Raw genomic sequence first — 13,658 nt, forward strand, 5'->3', positions numbered from 1 at the left:
CCATTCATCAAGTAAGTTGCGGGAGCGGGTCAAGCGGTGGTAGCACGGGCGGCCGGGCTCCCGTATACGGCATAGGCCAGCCAGGTGGGGTCACCCTGGCGGTCTCGGATGGCCTGGCGGGCCTTCATCGAAGCCTCCCCTAACGGCAGCCCGTCGGTGACCAGGTGGGTGTAAAAGGCGTCCGCAAAGGTCAGCGCGGAATCGGAGCGGACGGGCCACAACGTGCCCACGAATGCCCCTGCGCCGGCCTCGAGGAACTTCGGGGCCCAACCCAGGGACGAGGAGTACCAGTCGACCTGCCCGGCGCTGCGGCAGGCATTGAAGAACACCAGTGGACGCGTCGCACGCAGTGCACCAGCCCCCTCGGCATACGACAGATCTCTGGGGCTGAAGGCACCGTCAGCCATGACGACCCGGGAGCCGGCGTCGGTGAATGCGTTGTGGCAGGCAAAGTGCAGCAGACCGGCCATGCCGCCGCGGACCAAGCTCCGGACTTCGGCGCGGCGGGTCAGCGTGCCGCCGTACGCCACCTCGGAGCCGAACCTGGCTCGCAAAGCTGTGACCTCCAGCTCCGCTTCCGGCGGTGAGCCAGGCGGGACCACGAATGTTGCCTGCGGCAGGACAAGTTGTCGCACCCGGTTCTGGCCGAAGACCCGGCGGACGATGGGCAGCCATTCGGCAAGGAAGCCATCGCCTTCCTGCGTCCCGTCTAGCGGATACAACAACTCCCACGGTACGAAGTCGTGCTCACCCAGCACGGTAAAGGCGCGGATGCGGCCGGCCTCCTGCCAGAAGTGATTCCGTACTCCGGCGGGCACCGCAGCCCTCCACAGCGCCACCCCAAGATCGCGTAGCTGCTCGCGCACCTCCTTAGCGTCGGTGCCGTCACTAGCTGCCGCCGCGACCGCCCGCAGCTCGCGGTAGATGTCCTCCACGGCCTGCCTCGGGTCCCCTGCCCTCACTTTGAACGCCTCAGGGGCGTAGCTGGTCTCGCTGAGGAGCTGAAACGTGTAGGTGCCGTCCGCCGCCTTGAGGACCTGCAACGTCACCTCGCCCGGGTCGAAGGCGAGCGACTCCAGGGGCGCGCTGCGCGGCGGCCCGTCTCGAGCGGGCACCCCCGCCTCGACGGACATTTGCATCCGCAGCTCGCCCAGGAACGATCCCCCGCGGAACGCACGCACCGTCACCGAGTGCAGGCCCGGTCGCATCGTGCGCAGACCGAACCGCAGCACGTCGGAGTCCCGGCCGGCCTCGACCAGCACCTCCTGCTGCAGATCACCCAACGCCAGCATCCCCGGTGCGTGCACCGTAATCAGCACCCTGGCGCCCTCGGCGGGTATAGCGAACGCCCGCAGCGCCACACCCGCCTCACCGCCACAGGTGATCTGTACCTGCAGCGGCACTTCACGAGCTGGCGAAGCCTGCTCAGCAAGCTCCGCCACCAAACGGCGAGGCTCTATTTCAAAAAGGAGTCTTGCCACATCTAGGGGTGCTGATGGTGGACCACCTGAGAAGGCCAGAGCGGCAGGCCCTCGCATGAGCCGCCCATGGCGCCGCACCTCCTGCTCTAGCTGCTCCAGTTCGTATGTGAGCGCCTGCCGTTGGCGCTTCAGGTCCTCCGCGCGTGCGTGCCCTTCGGGCACCTCCTGCTTTAACTGCTCCAGTTCGTGTGTGAGCCTCTGCCGTTGGCGCTTCAGCTCCTCCAGTCTGTGTTGGCCCGCCAGCCGTTGGTGCTCCACAAGCTGTCGTTGGCGCTCCGCCAGCTGTCGTTGGCGTGACTCCTCCTGCCATAGGCGCACCGTCTCCAGAGATTCCCCATGCAGCGCCTCTAACAAGAATGCGCGGGACGAGGTCTCGCGAGCGTGGCGTTCGCCTTCCCCCATGGATGCACTCGGTGTGATGGTCAGCTGACCCCGCACAGTCAGTCCGACTGCCGCCAGGAGTTCCGTCTGCTCAATGCGGCGCTCCAGCTCCCCGGCCAGATGCTCCGATTCCTCGCGTCCGAAGCTGGGGCTGACCCTCCGGGCAAGCTCATGTATCTCAGCGTCTAACAGCGCCGCTGCATCGCGCTGGCCGCTCGCCACCCAAGCAACAGGATCCGAGACCCGCCAGATCAGGTAAAGGACTGCCCGGAAGGAGAACGTCTCCTGTTCACTGGGCAACAGCAGTTCCAGGCGCAGGTGATGATCACGCATGTTGACGACGTATACCGAGGTGTAGCGCCGTCCGGCCACGTCCCTGAATCCGGGCCGATCCGGCGGAACGTACATGTCATACGTGTCCTGAGCAGTGGCGAAGACCAGCACGTTGCCGCCCGTCGCCGGGGGTAAGTGTTGGCTGGACCAGAAACGTGGGAGTGGGCGGACGGCGACCACCGGGTCGATCGGATCAGCGGGTTGGCCAGCCTGGTTCTGGTGCTCCGGCTGATCATCAGGAGAATTCTTCATAACCTCGTTCCTCCGCCAGCTTCACCAGACGCGGCACGTGCCGGGCATCCATCTGCCCTGCTCGCTCAGCAGTGATGCAGTAGGGATCGGGCGCACCGGCGGGATGCCCCCTCGGCCATGCGGAATCCAGTACGGGGGAGGCGGGCCGGGGGACAACCCAGTGGTGTCGCAGACAAGGCACCTCCCCAGCTTGGCAGGACCGCGCCGTGGGCGTGTCCGGATTGCCACCAACAGTCGTCGAAGGTATGGCCGGCTCGACAAGATCGCCCAGACATTGGTGGGGATCTCCCACCGATCCCCCATCCGAACCCGTCACCGACGCCCACCAAGAGGATCACTCCGCCGACCGGGAACAGTCTCCACGCGAGTCGACGACTGCGCTTCGGCGCAGCTTGTCCAATTGGTCAGACACTGGCCGAACGCTATGAGAATTGGTCACTCATTCTGAGTACCTACAAGGCATGTAGGATCTCGCGGCTCGTGTCCTAGGCCGAGGCTGTGACCTGCGGCTTCTCGTGAAGCCTCACGCCGTGTCCAGCCGTTCAGTCTCATCACCGTGTCCAAATCCTCGGCATGGTCGCCTGGCGCGAGCCCCTGTCCTGTCCCTTCCGAGTTGGCAGCTGGTAGGTCTCCAACCTGTGGGGTTGACAGGTGGTTTGGGAACGGAGTCGGATGTCATTCTCAAACGAGTTGGCTTTTGCGGAACCGGATCTCGTGGTGAGGCCCCATCCGGGACTGGTTCACCGCTCGCCAGCAGCCTCCAGGATCGCTCGGAGACGCGACAGGCATTCGTTGACGAAGGCGGGATAGGTGGCCCAGTAGTACGACACTCCGCTGACTCCGACGGCGATGGCCCAAGCCCGGGCACGCAGCCAGGTCACGTCGTCGAGGCTTATGGCGTCCCAATATGCCTGTCGGGCCCCAGGTGGAAGGTCCCACAGAGGCGAGTGCTCGGCTGGCACATCCTCGCCCTCGCCGCTCCAGCTCCAGCAGTAGATGGGCGAGGCAGTCCGCACCGGTCAGACCCGGCTGGCGAACATCGGCGGCGAGCGGACCGCCAGCGGGCTCTGGCGGTGGGTAGGTCGTTGAGCACGGCATCACCATCGGTCGGAGGATGCCGCCTGACCACCTGTTGTTCGCCACTCACGCAAGCGAAAGCGGCGGACGCTGATGCCGGGGATTCCGTGGAGGGCATGTTGACGACATGCAAACTCGCCGTACCGTTCAGATTCCGGAGCACCAGGTTCCGTTGCCAACCCCCGGAGAGGGGGCCAGGGGCGGGGCACTGGCACCGGTCCGCGCCGCCCTTGTTCGGATCGCTGTCTCTGTCTCGCCGGGCGTGGTGAGGCGTTCCGAGGGACAATGGTTACCTTGAGGGTCACAGTGGGCGACCGAGCGTCCGTCGCGCATTGTGACGAGCCTCCCTGACGGTGAGCAGAAGCCACAAGACCGTGATCGTCGCCTCCACGAAGGGGATCCGGTAGTGGGCCAGAAGGTTAACCCGCATGGGTTCCGGCTCGGCATCACCTCGGACTTCAAGTCCCGTTGGTACGCCGACAAGCAGTACAAGGAATACGTCGGAGAAGACGTCGCCATCCGTCGGAGGATGACGTCCGGCTTGGAGCGCGCCGGCATCTCGAAGGTGGAGATCGAGCGCACCCGTGACCGCGTCCGCGTCGACATCCACACCGCGCGTCCGGGCATCGTCATCGGTCGCCGCGGCGCCGAGGCCGACCGCATCCGCGACGACCTCGAGAAGCTCACCAAGAAGCAGGTCCAGCTGAACATCCTCGAGGTCAAGAACCCCGAGGTGGACGCTCAGCTGGTGGCCCAGGCCGTCGCCGAGCAGCTGTCCTCCCGCGTCTCCTTCCGCCGTGCCATGCGCAAGAGCATGCAGTCGGCGATGAAGGCGGGCGCCAAGGGCATCAAGATCCAGTGCGGTGGCCGTCTCGGCGGCGCCGAGATGTCCCGCTCGGAGTTCTACCGCGAGGGCCGTGTGCCCCTGCACACGCTCCGCGCGAACGTCGACTACGGCTTCTTCGAGGCCAAGACGACCTTCGGCCGTATCGGTGTGAAGGTCTGGATCTACAAGGGCGACGTCAAGAACATCGCCGAGGTCCGCGCCGAGAACGCTGCGGCCGGTGCGGGTAACCGCCCGGCCCGTGGTGGCGGCGCCGACCGCCCGGCCCGTGGTGGCGAACGTGGCGGCCGCGGCCGCAAGCCGGTACAACGTGAGACCCGTTTGCCAGCCCATGCGGGCGCCCGAACGCAAAGTAGCGGCGCAACTGAGGGCCCCTCAACCAGTCGCGGGTCCGACGGCCATGGCCGTCCGGCGCTCACCGAGCCGTCCGCAGCGCACACGGAAGCGCTGCAAGAGACTCAAAGTGTGCACGCGCCTGATCCCACAGAGATTCCCCGGTGTGTGGCGAAAGTGATCTCCTTGGACGATGAGTCGCTGCTGGGAGAATCTGTGCGGTTCCGCTTCCACCTTGATGTACCGGAAGGGCACCCCTGGGCTGGCGATAACGGCCCAGGCAGGTTGCTACTGGTCGCATCCTCTCGGAATATCGGCAACATTGTCCCCACGGCGCTCTTTTATGATGCCGCTCCCTCCGGAGCCGCCGCCGAATTCACGTTCATCACCCAGCAAGCAGGCAGACACTGTTTGCGATTCACGGTGTACGAGCGCGAATTTGGTGTTGTACTTCAAGAGGTTGAGGCGGCATTCGAGGTGAGAGCAGCGGATTGAAATGATGGAGAATAGCTGTCATGTCACGTGAGATTCCGCCGGAGGTTCCCCAGGATCCGAGCAACAGCTTTACCCGTCTGCCCGGCCCCTCATACGCCCACCCGGACATAGTAGTCAACATTACCGCCGGGGCTGGCCCAATGAACATTATGATGTTTGGCCCGAAGGTCCCTTCCTTGAAATCTGGCATACACCAGGCTCCATTGAAAAATTCCGGCCCAGTAATTCACTGCAAAGCAAATCGCTTGCGCAAAATATGGAAAGACCGGTTCTTGAATCATGAGCAATACGAGGACGGCATGCCGGTGGAGGTCACCCCGTTCCAGAAATCAGTGGACCTCACAGACTACCCCGAAGGCGAGTTGATTCCCGTAATCAAAGAACTCGCCGATGAAGGTAGCTATCTGCTGCAGCAGCTCCTTGACGGGGACGATCCACGGTTGACTATCCTCCGCCGGGATCTAATAGAAGCATTGCAGGATGAAAATCTGCGCGTCAGATTCAACTCCGATGTCTACCTACCGTGGCCGATGATGGCACTGGATGCCCTTCCAGAGAAAACCGACGACCATTTTGCGCGTTTTTTCGGATACCGACATCAGATCGACCAGGCGGCCGACTGCTATCCAAGCGTATCACCAGTGCTTATTGCCCACGCCCGAGCAGCCACAAGTCTAAACGTAGACATGCAGCTTAATACGGTCGAGAGGGCTGCCGAAGTTCGGGCACTACTCGACACTACGGATCTGACGGAGCGCACTCAAAGCAATGAACTGATCAGAGCTTTGCAATCGCCCAATGTTGACGAAGACCTAATGTATTTTTGGTGCCACGGGAGTTTTGAAGGCGCACCGGAGCCTCACCTTGTAATCCGACTCACCGATTCTGCGGGAATCGATGGGGAATTGGTTAAAAGGTTGCGGACCGAGGCCCGTACCCATGGGCAACAAGAGACCTTTCGTCCTTTCGTGATGCTTAACGCTTGCTTTGCCGGCCTGGTTGCGGATTCAGCGGAATTTGAGCATATTGGCGGAGTGCTCATACGGAGCGGCGCGGAAGGTGTCCTCGGTCCTCAAATTGAAATTCCGAAACTCTTCGGTGCTCACTATGCCCTTGAGTTCATTGACAGATATTTGGCAGGTTCGTCCACAGCAGGGGGATCGCCCGGGAGCTCGCCCGACACTTCGCTAAAACTTACCGAAATCCCTTGGCGTTGACCTACTCTCTACACTGTGGGCTGGATAGTCGATTGGCGCTGGGCGCTGGGAAGTAAGGATCTAGCTTTGGAGAAAGGCACTCCGGCAGCGATAGTCGACTTGAATGAGCGTGGCAAGCTGCTAAGCGATGAGGGCAGTCAACCGGTTCCCGGAAATCGCGTTCCGGAATACCTTGCCCGCAGCCTCCCGATCCCTCATTGGGCGACGGACATCTATGTGCATGTCCATGGATGGCAAACTCTCCCTGATGCGGCAACGCGGCAGGCGCAGTTGCTACTGGGCCGGGCACTGCAGCAGCGAGCGGTACGCCCGGACTATTACCTGAATTTGTCGCGGGACGGCTTCCGGCCGTGGCTCGTGTCGGTCCGCTGGCCTTCCTCTAGCCGTTCCTCGCTGTCTGGATACCGGCGCATACGAGATCGAGCTCATGAGATGGGGGCAGAGGGACAAGGACAGGCCGCGTACGTTATCAGCCATCTACTCGGCTACCTGGATCAGAACCGTACTCCACCCGGTTCGCACATGCTTAAGAACCGCTTCGGACAGTTCCTGCACTTGTGCGGTCATTCTTTCGGTGGCCGGTTTCTATGCGAGGCTGTTCAGTGGGCCGCCAGCCAGAAACCGGCTGATTTGCTCAGTTGGAGCGCGGGAACCGACCCACAACGGCCGTTTACCGTGGATAGCCTGCTTGTTTTCCTGATGGCTGCGCCGCGGGACGCGCTCGAAAACTCGTTTCCCGCTCTCCTCCCGGGACGTGGGCGTGACCACTGGGCCCCGCTATGCGGACCCATCGTGCTCACGTACTCACGACATGACCGCGCGACCGGTATCTGGCATCGGCAGGCTGAGGGCAGCGCAGGAATCGGGTACGCAGGCGCCAGGCGTGCTCCAACCCACGTACATAACATCGAATTGCTGCCGCTGGATCGCGCCTATGCAATGGACGATCTCGACCATCGGGTAGTAAACGTAGACGCCAGTTGGCTATTTCGACGGGGCCGTTTGAGCTTCGCCGGAGCTCACTCGGACATTAATTACCCAGAGTCGGCACATTTGCTCCTTAGCTTGGCGGAGTTGTCGCGCTGAGCGCATACTAGCAACAGCTGGCTCCGCGCCGGAGCAGGCAGAAGCACCTAGCCGAGTCGGTCGCCGGACTACAATTTGACACCAGCAAGAGAGACATAAGAAGTGTTCTGTCCACGGAGGTTCCTGTGTCGATAGCCTTTCATTCGATGCAGCTGCTTGCCGGTAGTTAAGTCCCATATGCGCACCCATCTGTTGTCGTCGCTGCTGACGGCGTGTCCGTGCTATTGCCACCTCGGTGACCCGGCTGGTATGAGCAGCGATATAGGTGTTCTGCCGACCGATGGCCAGGTCGCACACCCGCACGGACCGGCTATCGGCGCTGAGGGCGTGCGGGCGGCCGTCCACCTCCGCCACCGCCACCGCGGTGACCCAGTCACTGTGACCCGGCCAGCTGGTACACGTGCTTCCTGCGCCTGCTGCGCCATTGGGAGCAGGAGGGCAGTGACAACGTCCCCGGGCCGGTCAGCCTCGTCGAGTGCGTCGACGACGCTGACTGGCCGCCCGTCGTCGGGGAACAGCCCCAGCAGATGTTCTGCTGGATTGGTGGCGAGCCCACCATGACCGATGGGGTGGACGTTCCGTGCGACACGTCCACCCCAGCGATCTCATGTCGGTCAGTCGCTCAGCAACCAACAACTGTGCAGCACCGGCTCCACCCGCAGCCGTACGCCCTCCTGCGCGAGGGCCTGGAAGGCTTCCAAGCACGCGTATGCCCACCGGGCGTCTGCCTCAGACAACCCCGCGAGCTCAATGGCGGCCAGGACATCCCCCTCGTCGGCCCAGTCGGTGCCGAACTCCTTGACGATGGCTCGGTATCCAGCTGCGACGAGTGGATCAACAGTGAGACCGACGGCTGCTACCAGTCCGGCTGCAAACCGCTTCTGCTGAAGCTCCTCGCTGAGCCTTCGGAGAGCCTGATCCTGGTTCTGGCACTCATCGCGCAGTTCGACGGCCCGATCCAGCAGCATGGGCCAACCTCCGGTGACATCGAGCAGGCGCGTCAAACGCTCATCGGTGTCAAAGAGATCGCCGCGCTGCGCCCACGACTTGATGCCGCCCCGGTCATAGCGACGGAGGACAACTGCTGTAGACGCGACGATGTCAGGATCGGATAGCAACTCGCGCCAGAGGGCAAGCTGACCGGTGCCCGCCACAAGAACTACCGCCCTTGTGACACCGGACCGGACGGGGACGAGAGTCTGGGCGAGTTCAAGCGACTCCCGGCAAGTCTCTTCGCTGACCTCTCGGCCCGAGAGATCACTGACGATGACTCGCCGTTCACCGGGCCGCCCAGAGATCAGCTCTTGGCGGAAGACGTTGATCCGCCCGATGGGAGGCATGCTCCAGCCAGCCACCCGTCCGGTGACCGTCCGCAGAGTGTCGGCGACATCGCTGACGCCAGTCGCAGCCGTGCCGAGAACGATTCGGGTCTGATTAGTGTGGTCGCCCAGCAAGTCATCGACCTGGGTCACGGTAAGCGGGGCAGACCGACCGTCCGGGAGTTCAGGCCGGCCCTCCAGTACAACGGTCTCCTCCAAACGGCACTCGGTCTCGGCGCTCAGCAGATGAGTCTCTACTTCCTGGGCAGTGCCGATCATGCGGAGGGCATTAGGGCCGCGCAGATGCCAGCCCCGGCCATCACGATTGGGGGCCAGCACGCCGAGCCCGACCATTTCCTGGAGATAGGCGCGGAAGCCTTCGCTGTCGAGCTGCTCGAAGCCGTCACGCCACCAACTGGCGCATTCATCCCGCAGTTCTACGTCGCTCAGCCTGGTCTCCAGTCCGTTGTCGCGTGCGTGCCGGGCGAGCACATTGGCGATGACGTTGTAACGGTCGTCGAGCGTGAGGGTGTCCTTGAACGCCGCGGTGATGTCTGCCCTCAGTGAGGGGTCGGACTCCACAGCCTCGACATCGGCTGCCTCGATCGTGTACGGAGGCTGGCCCGCGTCCGCACGCGTACGCCTGCGTTGCATGACCTCTACCAGTCGACTGCCGAACATTTGGAGCAAGAAGGGCTGGTACGAACAGTAGCCCAGCACCCGGTTCACGAGATCAACGTCGGCGAACTCGAAGCCCAGTGCTCTCATGGGGAGGACCAGTAGATCGGCAGCGAATTGCGGGGCAAGCGGTCCAACCACGGTCGGAGTTTGCGCGAGATGACTGAACGGCCCATTTCGGGCAAGTCGGGTGTAGCGCTGCACCGAATGCAGTCCTGCGAAGACGACCTTCATCCGGTTTCGAGTTTCCACGCAAAGGCCCTTAAGACGCCGCGTCTGGGTGCAATGCGGGGCGTCCGCCTCGAAGAAGCGGTCACACTCGTCCATCAGTATGAGCAGTCGGCGCCGTGGATCGACGGCCAGCCATTCTTTGATACCCGAGCGCACTCGGTCGTACGGATCGGCCGACTGCGCCTTACGTCGCTGTGGCGGAGAGAGCACTCCAAGGCTGGTCAGTTCTTGATCCAGCACGCTCCAGATCGTCTCGGCCCCCAGCGCCGTGCCTTTGCCGATGTTGTGGTGGTCCAGGTTGAGATAGACCGGGTGGTGGTAGCCGGGCTGCTGCTCAGCGAAGCGGTCGCCCGCGTCGTTGAGAAGAGCCGACTTTCCCAGGCCCCGGCCGCCGAAGATGATCTGTGTGCCATCGGGGTCGAGGATGCTCTTGCGCTCGGCATCGCGACCGTAGAACATCTCTCGGCCAATCCGCCCGCGCTTCTCCTTGATGTAGGGATTCACCCCCGAAAACGGCAGCAGTGTCTCGGTGGCCACGCTTACCTGACGGTTTCCGCAGGCTGCCAGGTAGGCGAGGGACGCGTCGTCCACGACCATCAGTGGTACCCGGCTGGCGGAGGCAGCGGCGAGTTCCGCCCGCATCTCACTTCCGAGTGTGCCGAAGTAGGCGACGAGCAGACTCTCGCCGCTGGGCTCCTTAGCGGCTCTGCTCAGCAGCAGCTGTGCCGAAGGGCGGCCCCAGACCATCAGGACGCGCACCCTGCCGCCCTGTTCCAGGATCTTCGAGCCGAACGCTGGCGCCCAGGCCCTGCCGTTGATCCCGATGTCAGAGACGTCCGCGAATCGGTACTCGTTACTGCGCGGCAGGTCGTGCAGGGGTCGCGCCCGCCGGGCCTCATATCCGAGCAGTGACAGGGCGGGAAGCAGCATGTCCCGCACATTGACGTTCTGCCGCTCCTTGGAATCGGTGGCCGAGAGCTCCCGCCATCGGTCCAGTGCGCTCGCGGCCCTCGCGGCCTCGTCCGCCGACAGATGCGAGTAGTCGAGGGCGGGAAGGACGGGGTGCCGCTCACGCCCGCGAACCGCTTCGACCAGCCCGGCGGTGATGCCGTCGGGCAGCCTCGCCGGGATCGCCGGGAAGAAGTCCGTGAGGTGCGACTCACCCGCCAGAATTTCAGGTACGGGCTCGCCGAGTTCAAGGAAGTAGACGAGGTCCGCCGCTGTTGCGAGTCCATCGGTGTCAAGGTGACGTAGTACCTGCACCCTCTCGTCTGCCGTGACGTCAGGAAGTGCATCCAGCCGAGCCCGAAGTCGGTCGGCGGCTTCTTGTCGGTACTTCGGCAGGAGCTCCGCCACTCGGTCAAGGGTGCGTCGTACCGCGCTCAATTCGTGCGACGCTCCGTCCTCGGCTGTCGGCTGGACGTCTGCCAACAGCTCCTGGAGCTTGACGTCCTGGTCGTCGGAGAGCGCTCCGTCGGCCTGGGCTCGCCGGAGTTCCGCGACGAGTTCGCTATGCCGTTCGCCCAGCTCGGTGCGGCGGCGCGTTGCCGCCTCTTCCAAGCTCGCGCGCCGGGCGGCATCGAGTTGCAGCTCGGCGGCAGGCAACACGCCACGCTCTGCGAGGTCAAGGATGCGGTATGCGGCATGGAACCCATCCTGTGAGGCCTGCAGTTCCAGTGCTTCGTCCCACGACCTTTCCACAGCTTTGAGTAGTTCCGACACTGAAGGCAGCTCGCCGGGTACAAGCGGAATCTTGAGCAGCTCCGCATCGATGATCTGACGAGCGTCGGGCTCCGGGTCGGTCGGCTGAGCAGGAGCGCCGTGCTCAAGCTCATGAAAGAGCCGAGTCAGGGATTCACGTGCCGCCCAGGCCGTCGCGGCGGGCAGCAGTTCGGGCCGTCTCATCGTCGGCTCGAGGTCGGCCAGGGCGCGCTCATGGCGCCCGAGGACAGCCTGCCGCATTGCGGAGATTTCCTGCACGGCCCAGTCGTTGTCGGCGGGGGTGCCACGTCTCAAAGCTTCGGTGACGTCGAGCCACGCCTTTGCGCAGTCCAGGGCGCGTTCGACAACGTGTACTAGGTCCTGGCGGCCGGAGCCCTGAAGGGGCCGGCCGCCCGGTCCGCACAGATCACGGTCCTGCCGGTCGATCTCGGTCCGGATCTCGGAGAGGCGGGTCAGCCGCTCGATTGTCGCGCGGGCCGTCGTGTCAGCATCCGGCTTGCCGTTCATGATGCCGAGAAGCATCTCCCCAAGCATGCCGTCCGGAGCCAGCCACCGCTTGGCGATGTGCGTGGCACGGTTGTACCGCAGGCGCTGTGGCTTGAGTAGTGCCCGGCAGCTCTCGGTAATCTCTCGCAGCCTGGTCTCGGCCTCGGACACATCAGCGATGACGGCCATAGGGGGCGCGATGAGCAGTGCGCCTCCCAAGGCCCGGTCCGCCACTGCGATGGCAATGGCGGCGAGACCATCGGGCAACCGCGGTGCCAGCGCCTTCAGTTGGGCACCGATCACGTGTTCGCCGGTGACGAGCGCGGCGCGGACCAGCGCGGGCAGCAGCAGCAGTTCGGTCCCCTCAGTGTCCCGCACGTCAAGGGCGTCCCAGGCCTGGAGCGCCTCACTGACCGCCCGTGCACCACTGCCGGATCCGGAGCGCAGGACTGCTGCGGCCGCCGCCAGGCGCAGCGCTGCCGTCTCAGCCTCGGAGCGGTCCGCAGCTTGCGAGAGCAGGGCGGCGAGTCCGAACCGCCTCTCAGTGACAAGCTGGGCGAGTGCGGTCTCGACCACACTCGCCGGCGGGCATGCCTCCGTGGACCCGGGGTTGCGACCCGGCGCCTCGAAGACATCCGCCTTGCTGGGCTTGGGGGACTGACTACTGGAGGGGGCGGCCGGCTTGGGTATGACTATCGGGGTCTCGCCGGAGGGTGTCGCCTTAACTGCCGCATCGGCCGGGCTAGGAACCGTGTCGGCCCTATCTGCTCTTTCCACAACGGTGATTGTGGACACCGGGCTCGTCTCGGACTTGTCAACCTGCTCTGGGGCGCCCACGAGGCCCGCGACACTCGCCAGCTCGGTCCCGGCCTGGGGGTATGCCCTCTTCTCTGGAGAGGCGAGCGTGGGCACGGATGCATCAGTCGAGTAGGTCCCCTCGGCGCCGAGTGAAGCTGGAGCGGCGGACGCCGCTTCGACTGCGGGCTCCTGCAGTACGTTGTTGCCGCTCGCCAACTCAGTACGCACGGGGAGGGACAGTTCCGTGTACATGAGAGCGGCCATGACACAGTCGGGCAGAAGCTGTCCCACCCGCTGCTGCCGGGCCATGATCTTCGGCAGTGCGTCAGGCTGTCCAGCGAGCTCGACGATTTCGACAAGCCCTGCAAGCACCTCAGCCTGAACGTGGGCAGGCTCGTCCCATCCAGGCACGCCCAACAACCGTCGGGCCCGGTCCTGTGCTGCTCCGAGTGCCGCGGCTGCCGAACTGCCCGCCTCGCAAGTCAAGGTGCGCAGGGCGCGGAGTTTCGCCCGCAGTGCTGACTCCCGGCCGAGCTTCGCGCGATGTGCTTCGACGGCCCGCGCCAAGTCGTCCAGCCGAACTGGGACCGATGCCATTCCGGCGTCGGCCAGAGCCTCCTGGGTTCGAGTGAACGCCGGAACGAGCGAGGACAGTTTCTGCAAATCATCCTCGACGGGTGGACGGCCGTCGTCGAGGGCCTCGCCGATGCGCCGTACCGCGTGCCGGGCGGCCTGTACGGCCGCTTGCAGCGCCGCATAGGCGGCGTCCGCATCGACAGGGTCCTTCCCCGGCCGAGTTGCGGCAGCCGCCGGGGGCGCCACAGCGACCTCGTCGAGGGGAGCATCCGCTGCCGCAAGGACGTTGGAGGACTCACCATCCGTCGCGCGCACCAGCGCTTCGCCGAAACCTGAGGCTTCTTCCACA

5 protein-coding genes and 1 pseudogene are annotated in these 13,658 nt (G+C 64.2%); 3 read left to right on the forward strand and 3 right to left on the reverse strand.

The annotated features are described in order from the left end of the window. Positions 1 to 29 precede the first annotated feature (29 nt). The gene (locus OG293_RS33080; RefSeq protein WP_406002410.1) at positions 30 to 2,447 is read right to left on the reverse strand and encodes a CHAT domain-containing protein; all 2,418 of its coding nucleotides are present in this window, start codon (positions 2,445 to 2,447) and stop codon (positions 30 to 32) included. Between the two features lie 740 nt (positions 2,448 to 3,187). Next, entirely contained in the window at positions 3,188 to 3,328 is a 141-nt protein-coding gene (locus OG293_RS33085) for a hypothetical protein (protein ID WP_406002411.1), read from the reverse strand. 602 nt (positions 3,329 to 3,930) lie between these two features. Here OG293_RS33085 and rpsC point away from each other — a divergent pair. Together rpsC and OG293_RS33095 are read left to right on the forward strand one after the other, a co-directional pair. Beyond that, positions 3,931 to 4,677, forward strand: a pseudogene (rpsC, locus tag OG293_RS33090) (30S ribosomal protein S3); the annotation flags it as partial. Positions 4,678 to 5,216: 539 nt separating this feature from the next. Continuing rightward, complete coding sequence (locus tag OG293_RS33095; protein WP_406002412.1) at positions 5,217 to 6,413, forward strand: hypothetical protein; 1,197 nt, start codon at positions 5,217 to 5,219, stop codon at positions 6,411 to 6,413. Positions 6,414 to 8,113: 1,700 nt separating this feature from the next. Here the strand turns inward: OG293_RS33095 and OG293_RS33100 are convergent. After that, entirely contained in the window at positions 8,114 to 12,238 is a 4,125-nt protein-coding gene (locus tag OG293_RS33100; RefSeq protein WP_406002413.1) for a hypothetical protein, read from the reverse strand. Positions 12,239 to 13,276: 1,038 nt separating this feature from the next. Between OG293_RS33100 and OG293_RS33105 the strand changes: the two genes are divergently transcribed. Continuing rightward, a complete protein-coding gene (locus OG293_RS33105) occupies positions 13,277 to 13,645 on the forward strand; it encodes a hypothetical protein (RefSeq protein ID WP_406002414.1) in 369 nt (122 codons plus the stop codon). Positions 13,646 to 13,658: the final 13 nt, after the last annotated feature.

The sequence above is a fragment of the Streptomyces sp. NBC_00829 genome (assembly GCF_045161795.1).
Taxonomy (GTDB): Bacteria; Actinomycetota; Actinomycetes; order Streptomycetales; family Streptomycetaceae; genus Streptomyces.

What these genes read in the sequence shown, in the direction of transcription:
- OG293_RS33095 (WP_406002412.1), top strand. Translation starts at nt 5,217, where the DNA reads ATGTCACGTGAGATTCCGCCGGAGGTTCCCCAGGATCCGAGCAACAGC.
- OG293_RS33105 (WP_406002414.1), top strand. Translation starts at nt 13,277, where the DNA reads ATGTGCTTCGACGGCCCGCGCCAAGTCGTCCAGCCGAACTGGGACCGA.
- OG293_RS33080 (WP_406002410.1), bottom strand. Translation starts at nt 2,447, where the DNA reads ATGAAGAATTCTCCTGATGATCAGCCGGAGCACCAGAACCAGGCTGGC.